This window comes from Stenotrophomonas maltophilia, from assembly GCF_006970445.1.
Lineage (GTDB): Bacteria > Pseudomonadota > Gammaproteobacteria > Xanthomonadales > Xanthomonadaceae > Stenotrophomonas > Stenotrophomonas maltophilia_AU.
This window is the reverse complement of sequence record NZ_CP033877.1, coordinates 1,395,218-1,415,567: the sequence shown is the minus strand read 5'-3', so window position 1 is coordinate 1,415,567 and position 20,350 is coordinate 1,395,218. Positions and strand designations below refer to the sequence as shown.

Sequence of the window (20,350 nt, the reverse complement as noted above, 5' to 3'; positions counted from 1 at the left end):
GGCTGCTCGCGCAGAATCGAAGCCTCGTTCATGTTCCGGGGTTCCCATGCCGCACCGCCGTCGCCTTGCCCTGACCGCCCTCGCCTTGTCCTGCCTGCTGCCCGTCCTGGCCAGTTCGGCCACGCCCTACCGCAGTCCGCAGCAGATCCTCGATGCTTCGGCGGCCAGCGACTGGCGCACCCCGGACCCGGCCAGCCTGCTGTACATGGACCTGCCCGCCGGACGGGTGATCATCGAGCTGGCGCCGCAGTTCGCCCCGCGCCATGTCGCCAACATCCAGACCTTCGCCCACGAGCACTTCTGGGACGGCACCAGCATCTACCGTTCGCAGGACAACTTCGTGGTGCAGTTCGGCGATGCCGACGCCGATGACGCAGCCAAGGCCAAGCCGTTCGGCAGTGCCGCGCGCAAGCTGCCGGCCGAGTTCGAGCGCGCCAGCGCCGGCCTGAAGGTCAGCGTGCTGCCGGACCGCGATGGCTGGGCCGCGCAGACCGGATTCGTCGACGGCTTCCCGGTCGGCCAGGACCCGCAGGCCGGCAAGGCCTGGCTGGCGCATTGCTACGGCATGCTGGGCGCGGGCCGCAGCAACGAGGAAGACAGCAGCATCGGGGCCGAACTGTACGTGGTGACCGGGCAGTCGCCGCGTCAGCTGGACCGCAACATCACCCTGGTGGGTCGCGTGCTGAAGGGCATGGAACTGCTCAGCGCAACGCCGCGCGGACCGGCACCGATGGGCTTCTACGCCGACCCGAAGCTGCGCACGCCGATCGTGTCGATCCGCCGTGCCAGCGACGTGCCGGCGGCCGAGCGCACGCCGATCCAGGTGCTGCGTACCGACTCCAAGACCTTCGCCGATACGGTGGAGGCACGCCGCAATCGCGTGGATGATTTCTACAAGCGCCCGGCGGGGCATATCGATCTTTGCAATATTCCGGTGCCGGTGAAGTAACGCCGTCGCGGGTTCTGCGCGTGGCGCGTGCTGAAGGTGCTTCATCGTTCATGGGCGTTGCTTTTCTTTGTACGCGCGCCGCGCTGCAGGAGCAGCGCGGAACGGCGCAGCCGGCCCGGAGGGTGGCGCACAAGGACGTGCGCCATCAAGAAAAGTAACCAAAAGAAACGTTCCGCCAGCCGCGAGCCGGTGCTGCGCACCGGTACCCTGCGCTCCTCGGCCCGTCGAGGGACGGCGCGGGAACTCGCTACGCTCAGACACCCGCGCCTCTTCGCCCTCGCCGGACCTGCGGTGCTCTGCTCGCTCAAGGCGGACTGGAAGGTCAAGATCAACGGCAAAGGCATCCACGCATGGCGTGGATCTACTGGGTGCAGCTGCGGCCTTTGATCTTGGGTCCGCCTTGAGCGAGCCGAGCATCGCAGGGGAATCAGGGGCGAAGAGGTGCCGATGTCTGAGCGCAGCGAGTTCGGCGCCGTCCCCCTGATTCACCGAGAAGCGCAGGGGACCGGCGTGCGAAGCACGGCGGCTCGCGACCTGGCGGCGCGTTTCTTTTGGTTACTTTTCTTTTCGCGCGAAAAGAAAAGTGACGCCCATGAACGATGAAGCACCTTCAGCACACGCCACGCGCAAAACGCCAACGCATCAGCCCTTCTGACTCACCGCCACGCTACCCAGAATCAACGCACCGGCAATCAGCATCTGCAGCGTCACCGGCTCACCCAGGAACAACCACGCGAAGGCCGCACCGAACAGCGGAATCAGGTAGGTCACCGTCGACGCGCGTGACGGACCGATACGGCCGATCAGACGATAGAACATCAGGAATGCCAGCCCGGTGCAGGCCACGCCCAGTGCGATCGCCGCGCCCCACGCCTTCAGCGGAATTGCCGCCTGCGGCCAGTGGGTCACCGCCATCGGCAGCATCCACAGCGAGGCACACGAAAGCGTCGCAGCCGCCGCGGCCGCCGAGGGCAGGCCGGTCATGTGCCGCTTCACCAGGTTCACGCCCAGGCCGTACAGCAACGATGCCGCCGCACCGGCCAGCACCGCGGTACCGATGCTCAGGCCAGAGACCTTGGCCGTGGCCAGCACCACCACGCCGGCGAAGCCGACCAGCAGCGCACCGGCACGGCGCATGCCGATCTTTTCACCGAAGAACAGGAACGCGATCAGCGCGGCGAACAGCACCGTCATCGCATTGCAGATCGCACCGATCGCGGCCGGCGCCTGCTCGGCGGCATAGGCGAACAGCACGAACGGCAGCGCCGAGTTGATCAGGCCGATCGGTGCCAGCCACAACCAGCGCCGCGGCGGGAACTGCGCGCGGGCGCGCCACAGGAACGGCAGCAGCACCAGCGCGCCCAGCACCAGCCGCACCTCGACCAGCGCGAACGGGCCGAACGACGGCACCGCCACCCGCATGAACAGGAACGAGCAGCCCCAGATGGCGCCCAGCAGGGTCAATTCCAGCGGCGTGCGCCAGTCGCGCTCGGCCGCCTGTGGGACCGCATTCATGCCCTGCCTCCGTCCATCGTCTGTTCCTCGCCAAGGCAGACAGGATCGGGCGCAGACGCCCGCCGCACAAGCGCGTAGTATCGCTGCCAGCCACAAATATGGTTTGAGGCTCGACATGCAGCTACGCCCTTCCCTGCTCCCCGCACTGGCCGTGTTCGCGGTTGCAGCGCGCCACCAGAACTTCGCCCAGGCCGCGCAGGAGCTGCACCTGACCGCCAGCGCGGTCAGCCATCACGTGCGCCGCCTGGAGGAGGTGCTGGAGACCCGGCTGTTCCTGCGCCATGCCCGCGGCGTGCGCCTGACTGCCGAGGGCCGGCAGCTGGCCGACGCCGCCAGCGCCGCCTTCTCCGATGTCGCGGCCGTCGCCCATCACCTGCAGCCGGATGCCGACAGCGTGCCGCTGCGGATCACCACGCTGCGCTCGCTGTCCTACTGCTGGCTGCTGCCACGGCTGCCACGCTTCACCCAGGCCCATCCGCACATCCGCATCGAACTGCACACGGGCAGCGGTCTGGACCGCTACGACGACAACGGTCCGGAGGTCGGCATCCGCTATGGCCTGGGCCAGTGGCCGGGCCTGCGTGCACAGCACCTGATGGATGACTACCTGTTCCCGGTCGCCTCACCGGCGCTGGCCGGGGTCGAAACGCTGGTCGATCCGGCGCGCATCGCCGACCTGCCGCTGCTGACCGATCTGTCGCCGCAGGGCTGGCGCGACTGGTTCCGTCATGCCGGTGTGCGCCCGCCCTCGCCGCTGCCGCCGATGCATACCTTCGCCGACAGTACCGATGCGATGCGTGCCGCGGTGTACGGCATGGGCGCGGTGCTGGCACGCACCCACATCGCGCAGCCCTACCTGCAACGCTACGAGGTGGTGCGTCTGCCCGGCCCGGCGCTGAAGGCGCGCTACGCGTATCACGTGGTGCATGCGGAGGGGCAACCGCCGAGCCACGCCGCGCGCCTGTTCATCGATTGGTTGCTGGAGCAGGCGCAGGACGAACGCACGCCGATTCCCGCGTTGCCGGAAAGCCTGCTCGGGCGCCCGGCCACGCACGGCTGACTGCGCCCTCACCCGTTCTTTGCTTCACGCTGGCTAGGCTGCTGGCGAACCCACAACGTACCTATGCCATGGCCATGCTGCGACTGCGCATCACCGGAACCGAAGACGACGCCCGTGCGATCAGCGATCTGCTGCTCGGCCTGGACGGCATCGAGCATGTCGAGGAAACCGACGATTTGATGCCGCACATGGACGACGACGATTCCAGTTCGGCCGGGCTCTCCGATGACATCGGCCCGGGCATCCACGAACTGGAAGTGGAAGTCGGCAATGAAAGCACCGCGCAGAAGGTGCGCGATGCGGTGCAGGAACTGGCACTGGAACTGGATGTGTTCGTCGAGTACGAGACCGACGAGGGCTGATGCCGGCTGGCTGCCGGCATCAGCCTTCACCTCAGAGGTTGGGCGGCAGCTTGCGGCGGCGGCGACGCCACCACGCCCGCACACCCCAGGCCACGACCAGGGCAAGCACGCCCACCGGCAGCAACGCGGCGACGGCGCGGATCAGGAACGCAATGCTGCCGCTGAGAATGCTGCCCGACTCGCTCAGCGCCTCGCCGATCTCGCTGCGGCTGCGCTGGCCGGAGGTGGTGTCGAAGTGGATCGTCACCAGCTGCGTATCGATGCGCCGGCGCTGCTGGGCGGCATCCTTGTTGGCCTGCTCGACACCCGCTTCGATCTCCGACAGGCGCGTGGTGATCGCCATCAGGTCTTCGATCTTCAGGTCCTTGCGGTCCTGGTAGGACAACAGCCGCGCGTGTTCCTTCTCCAGCCGCGCCTTGGTCAGCGCGGTGTCGGCCACGGCCTGTGCGAGGTCCTCGGCGCGCGTGTTGCGCGACTGCAGCGTGCCACCCTCACCGGCCATCGCGATCAACGGCTCGGCACCCTTCGGGGCGATGCGTACCTTGACCTCGCCGCTGGGCTGCTCGCCACTGCGCTGGTCGACCTGCAGCACCGCGCAGTCACCGAACTTCGCGCTCTGGCAGGCCTGCGCCACCTGCTGGATGCGCACAGCGATCTGCGCCGCTTCCAGCTGGATCTGCACGTCATGCTCGTAGGCCAGGAACGCACCTTCCGGCGAAGCGACAGCAGCATCGGCAGCGGCCGCACCCGCCTCCTGCGCCCTCTCGCCGTTCTTGGCACAGGCCGCCAGCGCCAGCAGCAGCACCGGCATTGCCACCACACGCGTCCACGCGCGCAGCGGCCTCACAGTGCGGCTCCGTTGTAGGAGGTCACCGAAAGACCGGCCAGATCCACCTGCGGCACGCAGCGCACGTTCACCGCCACCATCGGTGTGCCGGTGCGCGGGTCGACCGCTTCGCTGTAGGGAGCGACGCCGCACTCACGGCAATGGTGATGGTCGATATGGGCCTTGTTGAAATGATAGGTGGCCACGTCCGCCGGATCGGTGCCCAGCTGGAACGCTTCGCGCGGGGCGAACCACAGCAGGCTGCCGCGACGGCGGCACATCGAGCAGTTACAGTCGATGACGTCGCTGATCGGCGCCTCGGCCTGTACGGTGAATGCGATCCTGCCGCAATGGCAGCTTCCCTGGTATTCCATGTCCTGTGCTCCGTTGGAGGGTCCTTGTCTGCCCCCATGGTAATCCTATGGCACGGGGACAAAGCGGCCACGGGGCCCTATGCTCGGGGTTTGACCCCGTACAGGAACGCCGATGCGCCCGCATCTTCTTGCCCTCGCCCTGGTCGCCGCCCTCGCCGGTTGCCAGCCGGCCGACGCCCCGACCAACGGTTCCACCCCGGCCGCCAGCCAGCAGGCCGGTGACGCGGCGGTCGATGCCGCCTTCGCAGATCTGTCCAAGCGTGCGCTGGATACCTGGATGCAGCTGTCGCCAGTCAGCGCCACCCAGATTGGTGACCATCGCTACGACAGCGAGCTGGACGACCTGAGTGCCGCCGGCCAGCAGAAGACCGTGGCCGCCTACAAGGCGCTGCTGGGCGAGCTGGACAAGATCGAGGTGGCCAAGCTGGGTCGCGAGAACCAGGTGGACGCGGCGATCCTGCGCAACCAGTTGCAGTCGGAAATCTGGAACGCCGAAGTGCTGCAGTCCGGCAAATGGGACCCGCAGCTGTACAACGGCATCGCCGGCAGCGCGATCTACGGCCTGATGGCGCGCGAGTTCGCGCCGCTGCCGGAGCGCTTGAAGTCGGCCACCGCGCGCATGGAAAAGCTGCCGGCGATCTTCGCCCAAGCTCGCGAGAACCTGGATCCGGCCCGCGTGCCGAAGATCCATGCAGAGACGGTGGCCAAGCAGAACAAGGGCATCCTCAGCATCGTCGATACCTTCATCACCCCGCACATCGGCGAACTGCCGCAAGCCGACCAGCAGCGCCTGCAGGCCGCCATCGACGGCCTGAAGAAGGCGGTGGACGAACAGCAGACCTGGCTGGACAAGACCCTGGTGCCGAATGCCAAGGGCGACTTCCGCATCGGTGCGGAAAAGTACGACCAGAAGCTGAAGTTCGCGCTGAGCTCTTCGCTGTCGCGCCAGGAGATCGGTGAGCGTGCACGCGCCGAACTCAAGCGCGTGCGCGAAGACATGTACGGCATCGCGCAGACCGTGCTGAAGGACAAGCCGGGTGCACCGGAGATGCCGGCCCAGCCGACCGACGAGCAGCAGCAGAAGGCGATCGAGGCGGCACTGGAACTGGCCTACGCCGACAAGCCGGCACGCGACAAGGTGGTCGACGATGCCAAGGCCGCGCTGGAGCAGTCCACCGCGTTCGTGCGCGAGCACGACCTGGTGACCTTGCCCGATGCGCCGGTGGACATCATCCTGATGCCGGAATTCCAGCGTGGCGTGGCCGTGGCCTACTGCGATTCGCCGGGCCCGCTGGACAAGAACCTGAAGACCTTCTACGCCGTGTCGCCGATTCCGGACGACTGGAACGAGAAGCAGGTCGACTCGTTCCTGCGTGAATACAACTCGCGCATGATCCGCCTGCTGAGCATCCACGAAGGCACCCCGGGCCACTACCTGGAGGGCTGGCACTCGGCCAAGTTCCCCTCCACCCTGCGTGCGGTGCTGCGTTCGGGCCTGTTCGCCGAGGGCTGGGCGGTCTACACCGAGCGCATGATGCAGGAACAGGGCTACCTCAACAACGACCCGCTGTTCCACCTGGTGCAGCTGAAGTTCTACCTGCGCACGATCTCCAACGCGATCCTCGACCAGGGCGTGCACGTGGACAACTGGGATCGCGAGAAGGCGATGCACCTGATGACCCACGACGCGTTCCAGCAGGAAAGCGAAGCCTCGGGCAAGTGGGTGCGCGCGCAGCTGACCTCGGCGCAGCTGCCGACCTACTTCGTCGGTGCGCAGGAACACTTCGACACCCGCAAGGCGGTGCAGGAAAAGCTGGGCGACAAGTTCAACCTGAAGGCGTACCACGACCAGGTACTGTCCTACGGTGCACCGCCGGTGCGTTTCGCACGCCAGCTGATGCTGGACCAGCCGATCGAGTGATCGCGCAGGTGTGAGCTGCACGGAATCGGCCCGGGGAAACCCGGGCCGTTCTGCTTGTGCAGAATCAACGCGCCATCTCCGCATCACATGCCGGCAACATGGCCGGGCGCATCGTTCGCCGGGCGTCCCCTTCCGACGGATTCCATGTCACTCCCCTTGCTTCGCCTCGCCCTGCTGCCAGCGCTGCTGGCCAGTACAGGGGCCTACGCTGCCTGCCCGCCGCCACCGGCGGGACAGCCCGACATCCGCGCCCTGGGCTACTACACCGACAAGGCCGGTTCGGTGATCGACCCGGTACTGCACCAGCAGAACAAGGACGCCACCGCGCCGCTGGACCGCTATGCCGCCGATGTGGCGCGCATGAGCGATGACTACCTGCGCACCAGTAACCGGGCGGCGGCGCAGTGCACGCTGGAATGGCTGGGTGCGTGGGCCGACGATGGCGCCATGCTCGGGCAGATGATCCGGGTCAACAACAACCAGTCGTTCTACATGCGGCAGTGGATGCTCGATGCGGTAGCGATGGCTTACCTGAAGGTGCGCGACCAGGCCGATACGCAGCAGCGCGCGCGCATCGACCCGTGGCTGCGGAAGCTGGCCCGGGCCAACCTGGCGTACTGGGACGACCCGAAACGACGCCGCAACAACCACTACTACTGGGGAGGCCTGGGCGTGCTGGCAACCGGCCTGGCCACCGACGACGACGCCCTGTGGCAGGCCGGCCACGCCGCGTTCCAGCAAGGCATCGATGATATCCAGGACGATGGCAGCCTGCCGCTGGAAATGACCCGCGGGCAACGTGCCCTGCACTACCACGACTACGCATTGGCGCCGCTGGTGATGATGGCCGAGCTGGCGCGGCTGCGCGGCCAGGACTGGTATGCCAGCAAGGGCCATGCGATCGACCGCCTGGCGCGCCGGGTCATCGAAGGCAGCAACGACCCCGCGTGGTTCAACCAACACACCGGTGTGGCACAGCTGCCACTGCAGGCCAGCGGCTGGGTCGAGTTCTACCGCTTGCGCTCACCCGATGGCGGCCTGTTCGATGCCGCCCATGCACGCGGACCGTTCCGTTCCCCGCGGCTGGGCGGCGACCTTACGTTGATGTCTACGCAGGGCATCGTGCGCACGCCGCTGCGATAGCACTCTGTTTCAGTGACGGGCCCGCTGCAGCTGCTGCTGGAACTGCGCACGGCTGCAGCCCTGCCGGTCGCAGCCCGGCAAAGGCAGTGCAACGCGCCTGGGCGGCTGCGCCTCGGTCAGCGGCACTGCATCGCGCAGCTGCGCGGTGGTCGGGTAGACGTAGGCCAGGCGGATCCGTTCCTCGCCGCTGTGGCGGTCACGCCAGCGCTCGAACTGCAGCAGGCCGCCGATCGGCGTCTTCTCGTACTGGCCCGGCAGGCTGTAGTCGCTGATGCCCAACGCCGCCAGCACCGAACCGATATTGGAATCGTGACCGACCAGCAGGCTCACTTTCGGTGATGCGGGATCTTCCAACAACGCATCCACCCGTGCCAGCAACGGTCCGGCCACATCCCGCGCCACCTCGGGTGTTCCGAACAGGATGTCCTGGTAGCGGTTGCGGATCTGCGCCAACGCCTGCCATTGGCCTTCCGTGTTCAAGCGGCCCCAACCTTCGCGCGAAGTACTGCTTCCCTGGTAGTGCTCCATCAACAGGGCATCGACCAGTCCACTGGCCAGGGCCAGCGAACCGGAGACGCGTGGCTCCTTGCCCGGTTCCGCATTGAAGGTCGTGTCGGCCAGCATCAGATGGCAGTCGCTGCACCCCTTGCATGCCGCCAACTGCGGATAGCGGGTGATCGCCTCCACCACGGACAGCGCCGGAGCCAGATCGGATGAGGCCAGCGCTCGCTGCATTGACTCCAGCGCGCGCGTGCGGAAGGCCGCGTCATCGTTGTGGATCACCGGGTCGAACAGCGGATCCATCGTCCCCAGCGCCATGCGCTGTTCGACCGTGACATGGCAGCCCGGAAACGCACCGGCAATGAAGAACTGCGCGGTGGCCTGGGTACGCTGCAGGCTGTTGGCATGGGCGTGGAAGTCAGCCGGCTGCGGGCAACCCGACGCCGGCAGCAGCTGCGCCTGGCGCAGCCACTGGCCGATGTAGCGGCCCATGTAGACCTCCAGCACGCCGCCCTTGGTGGTCAGCTCGCCGGGGCTTACGTCCCAGCTTGGCCAGCGCTCCGGCGTCGCATTGGCCAAAGCGCCCGATGCCACCACCGGCGCACGCAGGTTGTGGCGGCTGAGCAGGACCACCTGCTCGAGCTGGTTGCCTTGCATGGGGGCCGGCGCCGCAGTTGCGGCCGTAGTCGCCAGGCTGAGTGCCAACAGCAGCGCAATCATTGATCGGCGGCCACGAAACCACCGGTCTGCCGCGCCCACAACCGCGCGTACAGGCCACCGGTCGCAATCAGTTCGGCGTGGGTGCCGGTCTCGACGATGCGGCCCTGGTCCATCACCACCAGCCGGTCCATGCGCGCGATGGTCGACAGCCGGTGCGCGATCGCGATCACCGTCTTGCCGCCCATCAGCTGGTCCAGGCTGTCCTGGATCGCCGCTTCCACTTCCGAGTCCAGCGCCGAGGTCGCTTCGTCCAGCACCAGGATCGGTGCGTCCTTCAGCAGCACACGGGCAATGGCGATGCGCTGGCGCTGGCCACCTGACAGCTTCACGCCACGCTCGCCGACATGTGCGTCGTAGCCACGACGGCCCTGCCCGTCCACCAGCGTATCGATGAAGGCTTCGGCACGTGCCTTGGCCACCGCAGCGCGCAACTGCTCATCGGTCGCGTCGGGGCGACCGTACAGCAGGTTGTCGCGGATCGAGCGATGCAGCAGCGACGTGTCCTGGGTGACCACGCCGATCTGCTGGCGCAGGCTTTCCTGGGTGACGTAGGCAATGTCCTGGTCGTCGATCACGATGCGGCCGCTTTCCAGGTCGTACAGGCGCAGCAGCACGTTGACCAGGGTCGACTTGCCGGCGCCGGAAGGACCGACCAGGCCGATCTTCTCGCCCGGCTTCACCACCAGGTCGAGGCCGGCGATCACGCCGCCCTTCTTGCCGTAATGGAAGTGGATGTCCTGGAAATGCACGCCGCCACGAGTCACCTGCAACGGCACCGCATCCTCGCGGTCCTGCACGGTCAGCGGCTGGGCGATGGTGGTGATGCCGTCCTGCACCGTGCCGATGTCCTCGAAGATGCCGTTGATGGTCCACATGATCCAGCCGGACATGTTGTGGATGCGGATCACCAGGCCGGTCGCCAACGTGATCGCGCCAACGGTGATGTGGCCGCCATTCCACAGCCACAGTGCGAGCCCGCAGGTACCGGCGATCAGGAAACCGTTGACGATGGCGATGGTCAGGTCCATGCCCGTGGTCCCCCGGGTCTGCGCGCGGTGCTTGACCGCCAGTTCCTGGATCGACTCGGCCACGTAGGCCTGCTCGCGCCCGCCATGGGCGAACAGCTTCAACGTGGGAATGTTGGTGTAGCCATCAACGATCCGGCCCATCGCCTTGGAGCGCGCTTCGGAGGCAATCCAGGCCCGTTCCTTCGCGCGCGGCACGAAGTAGACCATGATCACCGCATAGGCCAGCAGCCACAGGATCAGCGGCACCATCAGCCGCCAGTCCGCCTGCGCGAACAGGTACAGCGCCGTGCCGGTGTAGACCACGATGTACCAGAGCGAGTCGACCATCTGCACCGCCGACTCGCGCAGCGAGGTACCGGTCTGCATCACCCGGTTGGCGACGCTGCCGGCGAAGTCGTTCTGGAAGAAGCTCAGGCTCTGCCGCACCACGTAGTTATGCATCAGCCAGCGCGAGCGGTTGCTCAGGCCGGGCACGATGGCCTGGTTGACCAGCAGGTTGTGCAGGCCGACCAGGATCGGCCGCGCGATGACCGTGATGAACAGCATCCAGCCCAGTTCATTGGCATGGCGCTTGAAGAAATCGGCCCCCGGCTGCTCGGCGACCATGTCGACGATGCGGCCCAGGTAATCGAACATTGCCACTTCCACCAGCGCCAGCAGCAGACCGGCGATCAGGGTCGCCAGCAGCACCGGCCACACCGGGCGCAGGTAGTGCAGGTAGAACGGCAGCACCTTGCGCGGTGGCATGCGCCCATCCACGGGCGGGAACACCGGGATCAGGGATTCAAACCAACGGAACATCGCACTCCCTCGCCTCTTGCAAGCGGCGAAGTATCCCACGCCGGATGTGTACGCCAGCCGATGATCGCCGCGGCTCCGGTAGTGCCGGCCGCTGGCCGGCACCCTTGCGACGCATCCGGGGATAATGAGGTTGCCGGCCAGCGGCCGGCACTACCCTTCGGATTCGTCAAACGGTAGCGCCGGGCCACGCCCGGCGGCGTCATTTCACCGGGGTGAACAGCAGGTCCTGGAAATCGAAGCTGAAATCGGTCAGGTCGGAGATCGACTGCATGCGCACGTCGCTCACCTTGCCATCCGGGTCCAGGTTGAAATTCACGAATGCGTCGGCGTTGAGCGAACGGTCGTCCCAGCGAACGATGAAGGTGTCGTGCTGCCAGTGCTCCAGGCGCCCGCTCAGCTGCGCGGTCTTCATGAAGCGCAGGCGCAGGCCCTTGCCCTCGGCACGAATCTGCATGTCGCCATACCAGCGGTCGCGGAACGTGCCGGTGTAGCCCGCCAGCGGCAGCGACGGCGTGCTGCCCTTGTCGCGCGCACTCTGGTGCTTGGCCCAGGCCTCGTCGGCCTTGTCCTGGCCCTTGGCCACCGCCTTGGCATAGGCGTCCACCCAGTCGTGCTTCTCGCCGCCCAGATAGGCGTCAAGCACGCTCAGGGTGATCGCGTTGAACGCCGCGCCCACTTCCTGGTTGGTCAGCACCACCACGCCCAGCTTTTCGCCCGGCACCAGGGTCAAGCGCGAGACCATGCCCGGCCAGCCACCGGTGTGCCAGACAAGCTTCTGCCCACGGTAGTCGCTCAGGCTCCAGCCTTCGCCGTAGCCGGCGAAGTTGGCCCGCGCCGGTGCCAGCTCCGGCACGCTCGGCGCCGGGATCGACTGCGGAGTGATCATCCGCCACATCTGCTGCTGGCTCTTTTCACTGAACAGCGCGGTGCCGTCGGCCAGCTTGCCTTCGGCCAGCTGCACCTGCATCCAGCGCGCCATGTCGTGCGCACTGGAATAGATGCCACCAGCGCCGGCATTGTTCGACCAGGTCAGCGGTGCGACGGTGCGCAGGTCCTTGAAATCGTACTTGGCGTGGCCGACCGCCGCCTTGTCACCCGGCTTCAGGTGGTCGGCGTTGTAGCGCGTGCCGGCCATGCCCACCTTGTCGAAGATGCGGGTCTGCAGGAACTGTTGGTAGCTCATGCCGGAAACGTGCTCGATCACCTGCTGGGCGACCGCGTACAGGATGTTGTCGTAGGCATAGTTCTCGCGGAAGCCGCCCTTCAGCGGCACCTTGCCCAGCCGCTGCACCACTTCGGCGTTGCTGTAGGAAGTGGTCGGCCAGAACAGCAGGTCACCGGCGCCCAGGCTCAGGCCGCTGCGATGCGACAGCAGGTCGCGGATCGTCATCTGCCCGGTGACGAATGGATCGGACATGCGGAACGACGGCAGGTGGTCGATCACCTTGTCGTCCATCTTCAGCTTGCCCTCTTCTGCGAGCAGGTTCAGCGAGGTGGCCGTGAACGCCTTGGTGTTGGAGGCGATGGCAAACAGCGTGTCGGCCTGCACCGGATCCGGCTTGCCCTGCTCACGCAGGCCCCAGCCACGTTCCAGCACCACCTGGCCATCCTTGACCACGGCCACGGCGATGCCGGGCACGTCGAACTGCGCGCGCACGCGCTCGACGGTCGCATCCAGGTCCTGCAGCTGCGCCGGGGTGGCAGCGCTCGCCATGGTCGTGCACGCCAGCAGCACGGCTCCTCCAATCCAGGGTTTCATCCAGCACGATCTCCGAACAGGGGTGGCGGCCATGTGCAGGCCGTCACCGGGGTTTCGCGGGATGGTAACGGTCTGCGGCGCACCCTGCCCTGTGCCATAGGAGGGGTGTCATGGGCGGGAACGGCCAACCGAGCAGCGGCTCCACCATCATTCCGTGCCTGCGCTATCGCGACGCGCAGGCCGCCATCGACTGGCTGCAACGCGCCTTCGGCTTCCATGCCCAGGCCGTCTACGCCGATGGCGATACGGTGTTCCATGCGCAGCTGACCTTCGGCACCGGCATGATCATGCTGGGCTCGGCCAGCAACCAGAGCGCGTGGAGCGAACACGCGGCCCTGCCCGACGAAGTCGGCGGCCGCCAGACCCAGAGCGCCTGCGTGATCGTCACCGATGCCGACGCCCACTACACGCGGGCCAAGGCCGCCGGTGCACGCATCGTCATCGACATCGCCGACCAGGACTACGGTGGTCGTGGCTACGCCTGCGCCGATCCGGAAGGCTACCTGTGGTGGTTCGGCAGCTACGACCCGTGGCGGGCGGACCACGGACAGTGATCGCGGCGACCCGCCAGGCAGCGATCCGCTGCGGTATCGGCGGCTGGGTGTTTCCCGAATGGCGCGGCGGCGTTTTCTACCCCGTGGGCCTGCCGCAGCGTGAAGAACTGGCCCACGCCAGCCGTGCCCTGCGCTGCATCGAGATCAACGGCACCTTCTACCGCACGCCGACTGCCGCTCAGTGCGCACAGTGGGCCGCGCAGACACCGGAAGGCTTCCGTTTCTCGATGAAGGCGCCACGCTACCTGGTGCAGCGCCGCGAACTGTCCAGCACCGTGGACGCTGCCACGCCGTTCCTGCAGGCGGCACTCGCGCTCGGTGACCGGCTCGGCCCGTTGCTGTGGCAGTTCGATCCGCGCCATCCGGCCGACGCGGATGCATTGGACGCGCTGATGGCGCAGCTGCCGAAGCAGCTGGAGGGGGTCCCGCTGCAACACGCACTGGAGGTACGCAACGCCGAGGCACATGGCCCGGCGCTGGTCGCCGCCGCACGCCGCCACGGCGTGGCACTGGTGATCGAGGACAGCGACGAGGCGCCGTTGCAGGGCGATGTCAGTGCTGGCTTTGTCTACGCGCGGATCAAGCGCAGCCAGGCGCGCTTGAACGAGGGCCTGCCGGCGCCCGTGCAGCAGCGCTGGGCGGAACGTGCGCAGTGCTGGTCACGCGGCGAGCCGGTGGACGACCTGCCCTGCCTGGCCGGGCCTGCCGCGGAAACCCCGCGTGAGGTCTACCTGCTGTGCATCGGCGCGGGCAAGGCCCGCAACCCGGCGGCGGCGATGGCCCTGCAGCGGCGGGTGGGCGCCCCCCGCAATTCCTCACGCGGATAGCGCTGCGGTCATCGCCTTGCCTCACAATAGGCGGATGAGCACACCCGACACCCGCAAAGCGCTGTGGCAGATCCATTTCTGTGTCCTGCTGTGGGGCGTCACCGCCATCCTCGGCAAGCTGATCACCCTGCCCGCGCTGCCGCTGGTGTGGTGGCGCATGCTGCTGGTGACGGCGATGCTGGCCCTGCTGCCGCGGGTCTGGCGTGGGTTGCGCACGCTGCCGCTGCGGCTGGTGGCGGGCTACGCCGGCATCGGCGCGCTGGTCGCCATGCACTGGCTGACGTTCTACGGCGCGGTGAAGCTGGCCAATGCCTCGGTGGCCGCCACCTGCATCGCGCTGGCGCCGGTGTTCACCTCGATCATCGAACCCTGGGTGGCCAAGCGGCCGTTCCAGCTACGTGAGCTGGCGTTCGGCCTGGCGGTGCTGCCGGGTGTCGCGCTGGTGGTCGGTGGCGTGCCCGATGGCATGCGCCTGGGTGTCTTGATCGGCGCGATCTCAGCGCTGCTGGTGGCGGTGTTCGGCTCGCTCAACAAGCGCATGGTCAGCCACGCCGATCCGCTCACGGTCACCGCGCTGGAGCTGGGTGCCGGCACCCTCACCCTGACGCTGCTGGCGCCGCTGATGCCCTACCTGCTGCCAGCGCTGGCCAGCCCACTGTGGGTGGTCCCGAATCTGCACGACGGCATCCTGCTGCTGGTGCTGGCCGGATTCTGCACGCTGCTGCCGTTCGCCCTGGCACTGGTCGCACTGCGCCACCTGAGCGCCTATACGGTGCAGCTGGTGACCAACCTGGAACCGGTCTATGCGGTGCTGCTGGCGGTGGTACTGCTGCGCGAGCAGCACGAAGTCACCCCGTGGTTCTACCTGGGCGTGGCGATCATCGTCGGCGCCGTGTTCCTGCATCCGCTGCTGAACCGCCGCAAGCCGGTGCAGCATCCGGAGATCCTCGGCACGGCCGAGGCGCGCAACATCGCCGATTGAGTGCATCCACGCATGGCGTGGATCTACCGGGCGTGGATGGCCGTATCAACGCTGCGGCCAGTGCCAGGCCGGCGCATCCAGCAGGCCCTGCCCGCTCAACAGCGTGCGGCCCTGCTCCTTGTACAGATGCAGCGAATGGCACCCGGGCGCCTGTTCCAGCGCCGCGATCAGGCGGCTGGCGTGCGACACCACCCATACCTGGCTGCGCGCACTGGCTGCGATGATCAGCCGCGCCAGCGCCGGCAGCAGGTCCGGGTGCAGGCTGGTCTCCGGCTCATTGAGCACCAGCAGCGGCGGCGGGCGTGGCGTGTGCAGCGCCGCCGCCAGCAGCAGGAAGCGCAACGTGCCGTCGGAGAGTTCGGCCATCGACAAGGGCCGCAACAGCCCAGGCTGGTGGAAGCGCAGCGCCAAGCGGCCATCCAGTTCCTCGAAGCTGACCGTGGCGCCCGGGAAGGCATCGTCGACACTGCGTGCCAACGCAACCGGGTCACCGATCTCGAGGATGGTCACCCACGCTGCCGCCAGGTCCCGGCCATCGTGGTGCAGCACGGGCGTCCGCGTCGCCATCGCCGGCTGCCGCGCGGGTGCCTCGGCATCGCTGCGGAAATGGTCGTAGAAGCGCCAGCAACGGATGTACTCACGCAAGGTGATCGTTTCCGGCATGCGCTGCGGATCGCCGACCTGGGTGAACAGGCTGTCGAACAGTGACAACCGGTCATCGACCAGATCCCAGCCGCGCGCATGGCGCTGCCGCACCAACGCCCCGCGTCGGTCGACCAGCAGGTTGGCGCTGCGCAGGAACGGCCCGGCCCAGATCGCCTCCGCCTTGATCTGCGGATCCAGCGCAAACGCCGAACGGCTGGGCGGCGGATAGCCCAGGTCGATGGCATAGCCGAATTCGTCGGTGGTGAAGCCCAGCTTCAATCCCACCGATTCCTGGCGTGGGCCGCCCTGCAAGGGGATTTCGCCGGCACCAACCCGACGGTCTATTTTTTCCGGGCCCGCCCACAGCGCCGAGCCCAGCCCACCTTCGCGGGCCAGCACCGCCGCGACGCCGCCCTGCGCGGTCTCGGCCAGCAGGCGCAGCGCGCGGTACAGGCTGGACTTGCCACTGCCATTGTCGCCGGTCACCACATTCAACTGCTGCAGCGGCAATACCAACCCGTGCAGCGAGCGATAGTGGGCGATGGCCAGGGTCTGCAGCATGGTCGGCGTCCGGGGAAACAGGGAGGTCATGCTGCCCGGTTCTGATCGCAGGTGCTGCGACGCGATGTGAATCGGAAACAGCATCCACGCATGGCGTGGATCTACCTGGGGATGGTTCAGGCCGCCCGTTCCACCCGGTTGCGGCCATTGCCCTTGGCCCGGTACAGCGCCTTGTCGGCACGTGCCAGCGTGTCGTCCACGCTTTCACCGGGCTGGTGCTGGGCCACACCAATACTGATCGTGACCGGGAATCCCAGCGGCAGGTCAGCCACCGCCAGGCGCAGGAACTCGCACTGCAGTTCGGCAGTGCGCAGGTCGGTCGCCGGCATCACCGCCACGAATTCCTCGCCGCCATAGCGCGCGGCCATGCCGCGACCGGCGAAATGGGAACGCAGCAGCACGCCCAGTTCGGCCAGCACGCGGTCGCCGGTGGCGTGGCCCTGGAAGTCGTTGATGTGCTTGAAATGGTCGATGTCCAGCAGTGCGACGCAGGCCACCCCGGGCTGGTCTCCGTTCCCCGCCACCGCCTCTTCCAGCGCCGCCGCCATCGCGCGGCGGTTCGGCAGGCCGGTCAGCGCATCGGTGCGGCTCTGCTCGGCCAGGTCGGCATTCTGTGCCAGCAGCACGTCCTGGTACTCCGACAGCAGGCGCTCGTAATCATCGCGCTCCAGCATGTGGTTCTGGATATCGAGCGCGAAACGCCGCAGCTCCATCACCAGCATCACCTGCCGCGACAGTGCGGCCAGGGCCTCGGCCTTGTCGCTGGCCAGGTGCTGCGGCTGCGCGTCGAACACGCACAGCGTGCCCAGCGGCAGGCCGTCGGAGCTGATCAGCGGCGCGCCGGCATAGAAGCGGATGTGGGGATCCCCGACCACCACCGGGTTGTCGTGGAAGCGGACATCCTGCAGCGCATCCTCGACCACCATGATCTGCTGCGGTTGCAGGATCGCGTGGCCGCACATCGATTCGCTGCGCAGGTTTTCTGCCGCATCGATGCCCTGGATCGACTTGAACCATTGCCGCTCGACATCGATCAGGGTTACTGCCGCCATCGAGGTTCCGCAGACCGCCTTGGCGATCACCACCAGGTCGTCGAAGGATTTTTCACGCTCCGAATCGAGGATGCGGTAGCGGTACAGCGCCTCGAGCCGAAGGGCTTCATTGGCAGGCTTGTCGGGCTTGATCATGCAGCGTCACGTTCCGGCAGGTCACCGCGAAGTCTAGCCGATGCCGGTGCGTAATCCGCACAACGGGTAGTGCCGGCCGCTGGCCGGCATCCCGAGTTCATTCGATGCCTGGTGCAGCCGGCCGGCCGCCGGCACTACCGCGCGCTACCAGTCCAGCTGCTTCGGCAGCAGGCCCTGCAGTTCCTGCTCGGTCAGGTTGCGCCACTGGCCCGGCTTCAGCGCACCGATCTTGATGTTGTCGATGCGCACGCGGCGCAGCTGGGTCACCCGATAGCCGAACTCGGCGGCCATCAGTCGGATCTGCCGGTTCAGGCCCTGCTGCAGGGTGATGCGGAAACCGAACTTGGCGATGCGCGAGGTCTTGCACGGCAGCGTCATCTGGTCGTGGATGCGAACGCCACGGGCCATGCCGCGCAGGAACTCATCGGTGACCGGCTTGTTGACCGCCACCAGGTACTCCTTCTGGTGGCCGTTCTCGGCACGCAGGATCTGGTTGACGATGTCGCCGTTGCTGGTCATCAGGATCAGCCCTTCCGACTCCTTGTCGAGGCGGCCGATCGGGAAAATGCGCTGTTCATGGCCGACGAAGTCGACGATGTTGCCCTTGACCGACGTCTCGGTCGTGCAGGTGACGCCGACCGGCTTGTTCAGCGCGATGTAGACGTGGCGGCGGGCGCCGGGCTTGCGGGCCACGCGCGCGCGCAGCGGCTGGCCGTCGACCAGCACCTGGTCTTCCTCGCCCACCACCGCGCCGGTGCCGGCCGGATGGCCGTTGACGGTGACCCGGCGGGCGGCGATCAGGCGATCGGCCTCGCGGCGGGAGCAGAAGCCGGTGTCGGCGATATGTTTGTTGAGTCGGGTGGTCATCGCCCTATTATCCGGCATCGCCGCCCGCAGCGCTTCATGCCAGGCCAGGTGGATCGAGTTCTTCGCCGTCGAACACCCGGTTGCGGCCGGCACGCTTTGCCACGTACATGGCATGGTCGGCCCGTCGCAGCAGCGCGGCGAGATCGTCCTCACCCGGTCGCCACTGCGCCAGGCCGATGCTGGCGGTGACCTCCAGGCCGGGCACCTGCAGCGCCCGGGCCGCCTCGGTGATGTGCTGGCGCAGGCGATCCAGGCGCGCCGACGCCGCCTCCCGCGGCATGCCCGGCATCAGCAGCAGGAACTCTTCGCCGCCCATCCGCACCACCTGGTCCTGGCTGCGTACCGCAGCGCGCAATGCACGCGCCACCGCCACCAGCACCTGGTCACCCACGGCGTGGCCATGGCGGTCGTTGATGTCCTTGAACAGGTCGATATCGAGGAAGCCGATCACCAGCGGGCCGCGTTCCCGGTCGACCCGTTCCAGGTGACGGGCCAGCTGCTGCAAGCCGGCACGGCGGTTGGGAAGGCCGGTCAGGCCATCGGTCTCGGCCAGGTGGCGCAGTTCATCGCGCTGCTGGCGCAGGCGGCCCAGCCGCTGGTTCAGCGCATAGGCCGCCATCATCAGCAGCCAGGTCACCGCCAGCTGCAGGGCCTCCACGCGGTATTCCAGCAACCACGCAGCGCGACAGGCGTCGGCCAGGATCAACACCAGCATCGGCGCCAGCGCCGCCAGCCCCGCCTGCGCCCAGCGGTCACCGCGCAGCCGTGCCCACACCCCGACCATCAACGCCAGGCCACAGCCCAGCAGATAGGACACCTGCAGGCCCTGCGCCACCCAGGGCAGGCTGTCCCACGCCAGCCAGGGCACCCATGCGGCCAGCACCAGCAATCCCCACAGCACCAGCAGCTGGAACGGACGCGAACGCGGCAACAGGCGATCGCCACCATTCAGGCGCCACAGTGCCGGCAGCACCAATGCCTGGGTGGCTGCGGTCAAGGCCAGCAGCCACCAGGCACCGCGTTCGCCTACCGGCAGCCAGGGTTCCGGATAGCCACTGAGGCCACCGAGGATGGCCTGCCACAGCACCAGCACGGTGGTACCGGCGATGTAGACCAGGAAACTGCGGTCGCGGGTGGTGAGGAAGGCCATCAGTGCCGACAACGCCAGTGCGATCGCCACGGCAATGCAGGCCGCGCGCACCAGCAGGCGGGCGGTATCGTTCTGTTGCACGGGGCTGGGCGCTCCCAGCCGCAGGGTCGGTACCCAGCGCGCCTTCAACGGCGTCTGCCACGACACCAGGAACGGTTCGTGGCTGCCCGCCGGCGGCACCGCGACCAGGCCGATGCCTGCGCGGAACCGTGAATCACGGGTACGGGCATCGTGCATGTTGCCGCAGATTTCGCGATCGCCATGCTGCACGCGGACTTCGCCCGCGAACACATTGAACACGTCCAGTGCCTGCGGCTGGCCCGACCAGCCGTCCGGCGGCGCAGGTACCTGCACCTGCTGCCGGGAACCGGCCAGCATCCCCGGTGTGCATGCGCGATGCGGGGTGGGTTCATCGGTGGCTGCACCGACCAGCAGGTAATCGCGCCCGGCCTCGGCCGCAGCGGCCCACAATGGCCACGGCGTTGCCAACCACATCAGCAGCACGACCAGCACCGCTCCTGTTCCGTACTGCCACTGCCTGCCGCCCACGCCACGTCCTGTTCCTGCTTACGCCCGCGCCCACTGCGCGTCGCCCCTGGCGGGCATTATCGCAGCCGC

18 protein-coding genes are annotated in these 20,350 nt (G+C 67.5%); 8 read left to right on the top strand and 10 right to left on the bottom strand.

Features of this window, described 5'->3' with window-relative positions:
• Window positions 1-46 precede the first annotated feature (46 nt).
• A complete protein-coding gene (locus EGM71_RS06440; protein WP_188488562.1) occupies window positions 47-949 on the top strand; it encodes a peptidylprolyl isomerase in 903 nt (300 codons plus the stop codon).
• A 642-nt stretch (window positions 950-1,591) separates the two neighbouring features.
• On the opposite strand, the gene EGM71_RS06435 is transcribed toward EGM71_RS06440, so the two are convergent.
• Window positions 1,592-2,464, bottom strand: coding sequence for a DMT family transporter (locus EGM71_RS06435; protein WP_188488560.1), 873 nt, complete (start codon window positions 2,462-2,464; stop codon window positions 1,592-1,594).
• 115 nt (window positions 2,465-2,579) lie between these two features.
• Between EGM71_RS06435 and EGM71_RS06430 the strand changes: the two genes are divergently transcribed.
• Both EGM71_RS06430 and EGM71_RS06425 read left to right on the top strand, forming a co-directional pair.
• Window positions 2,580-3,524: a LysR substrate-binding domain-containing protein gene (locus EGM71_RS06430; RefSeq protein ID WP_188488558.1), complete on the top strand. Its 945-nt coding sequence runs from the start codon at window positions 2,580-2,582 to the stop codon at window positions 3,522-3,524.
• A 68-nt stretch (window positions 3,525-3,592) separates the two neighbouring features.
• Window positions 3,593-3,886, top strand: coding sequence for a hypothetical protein (locus EGM71_RS06425; protein WP_005415831.1), 294 nt, complete (start codon window positions 3,593-3,595; stop codon window positions 3,884-3,886).
• Window positions 3,887-3,917: 31 nt separating this feature from the next.
• On the opposite strand, the gene EGM71_RS06420 is transcribed toward EGM71_RS06425, so the two are convergent.
• Window positions 3,918-4,697, bottom strand: coding sequence for a DUF4349 domain-containing protein (locus tag EGM71_RS06420; protein WP_188489765.1), 780 nt, complete (start codon window positions 4,695-4,697; stop codon window positions 3,918-3,920).
• A 32-nt stretch (window positions 4,698-4,729) separates the two neighbouring features.
• Window positions 4,730-5,086 (bottom strand): GFA family protein, encoded by a 357-nt coding sequence (locus EGM71_RS06415; protein WP_188488556.1) that lies wholly within the window; start codon window positions 5,084-5,086, stop codon window positions 4,730-4,732.
• Window positions 5,087-5,198: 112 nt separating this feature from the next.
• Between EGM71_RS06415 and EGM71_RS06410 the strand changes: the two genes are divergently transcribed.
• Together EGM71_RS06410 and EGM71_RS06405 are read left to right on the top strand one after the other, a co-directional pair.
• Window positions 5,199-7,007 (top strand): DUF885 domain-containing protein, encoded by a 1,809-nt coding sequence (locus EGM71_RS06410; RefSeq protein WP_188488554.1) that lies wholly within the window; start codon window positions 5,199-5,201, stop codon window positions 7,005-7,007.
• Window positions 7,008-7,151: 144 nt separating this feature from the next.
• The gene (locus EGM71_RS06405; RefSeq protein ID WP_188488552.1) at window positions 7,152-8,150 is read left to right on the top strand and encodes a polysaccharide lyase; all 999 of its coding nucleotides are present in this window, start codon (window positions 7,152-7,154) and stop codon (window positions 8,148-8,150) included.
• A gap of 9 nt (window positions 8,151-8,159) precedes the next feature.
• Here the strand turns inward: EGM71_RS06405 and agp are convergent, their stop codons facing one another.
• From agp to EGM71_RS06390, 3 genes are all read right to left on the bottom strand, one after another.
• Window positions 8,160-9,371, bottom strand: a complete 1,212-nt coding sequence (gene agp / locus EGM71_RS06400) for a bifunctional glucose-1-phosphatase/inositol phosphatase (RefSeq protein WP_188488550.1) — start codon at window positions 9,369-9,371, stop codon at window positions 8,160-8,162.
• The gene (smrA, locus tag EGM71_RS06395; RefSeq protein ID WP_188488548.1) at window positions 9,368-11,200 is read right to left on the bottom strand and encodes a multidrug efflux ABC transporter SmrA; all 1,833 of its coding nucleotides are present in this window, start codon (window positions 11,198-11,200) and stop codon (window positions 9,368-9,370) included. Before smrA ends, agp begins: the two co-directional genes overlap by 4 nt.
• Before the next feature lie 199 nt (window positions 11,201-11,399).
• Window positions 11,400-12,959, bottom strand: coding sequence for a serine hydrolase (locus EGM71_RS06390; RefSeq protein WP_188488546.1), 1,560 nt, complete (start codon window positions 12,957-12,959; stop codon window positions 11,400-11,402).
• Window positions 12,960-13,069: 110 nt separating this feature from the next.
• Here EGM71_RS06390 and EGM71_RS06385 point away from each other — a divergent pair, with 110 nt between their 5' ends.
• The 3 genes from EGM71_RS06385 to EGM71_RS06375 are packed head-to-tail and all read left to right on the top strand — an operon-like array spanning window position 13,070 to window position 15,322.
• Window positions 13,070-13,513 (top strand): VOC family protein, encoded by a 444-nt coding sequence (locus EGM71_RS06385; RefSeq protein ID WP_188488544.1) that lies wholly within the window; start codon window positions 13,070-13,072, stop codon window positions 13,511-13,513.
• The gene (locus EGM71_RS06380) at window positions 13,510-14,340 is read left to right on the top strand and encodes a DUF72 domain-containing protein (RefSeq protein ID WP_188488543.1); all 831 of its coding nucleotides are present in this window, start codon (window positions 13,510-13,512) and stop codon (window positions 14,338-14,340) included. The genes EGM71_RS06385 and EGM71_RS06380 overlap by 4 nt, the downstream gene beginning before the upstream one ends.
• A 34-nt stretch (window positions 14,341-14,374) precedes the next feature.
• Window positions 14,375-15,322, top strand: coding sequence for a DMT family transporter (locus tag EGM71_RS06375; protein ID WP_188488541.1), 948 nt, complete (start codon window positions 14,375-14,377; stop codon window positions 15,320-15,322).
• A 45-nt stretch (window positions 15,323-15,367) separates the two neighbouring features.
• On the opposite strand, the gene EGM71_RS06370 is transcribed toward EGM71_RS06375, so the two are convergent.
• The 4 genes from EGM71_RS06370 to EGM71_RS06355 form a co-directional block, all read right to left on the bottom strand.
• Window positions 15,368-16,528 carry an AAA family ATPase gene (locus EGM71_RS06370; RefSeq protein WP_188489763.1) on the bottom strand — a complete coding sequence of 387 codons (1,161 nt, stop codon included), beginning with the start codon at window positions 16,526-16,528 and terminating at the stop codon, window positions 15,368-15,370.
• A 116-nt stretch (window positions 16,529-16,644) separates the two neighbouring features.
• Window positions 16,645-17,715 carry a sensor domain-containing diguanylate cyclase gene (locus EGM71_RS06365; protein ID WP_188488539.1) on the bottom strand — a complete coding sequence of 357 codons (1,071 nt, stop codon included), beginning with the start codon at window positions 17,713-17,715 and terminating at the stop codon, window positions 16,645-16,647.
• Between the two features lie 144 nt (window positions 17,716-17,859).
• Window positions 17,860-18,582 carry a pseudouridine synthase gene (locus EGM71_RS06360; RefSeq protein WP_005408708.1) on the bottom strand — a complete coding sequence of 241 codons (723 nt, stop codon included), beginning with the start codon at window positions 18,580-18,582 and terminating at the stop codon, window positions 17,860-17,862.
• Window positions 18,583-18,616: 34 nt separating this feature from the next.
• Entirely contained in the window at window positions 18,617-20,281 is a 1,665-nt protein-coding gene (locus tag EGM71_RS06355; RefSeq protein WP_188488537.1) for a sensor domain-containing diguanylate cyclase, read from the bottom strand.
• Window positions 20,282-20,350: the final 69 nt, after the last annotated feature.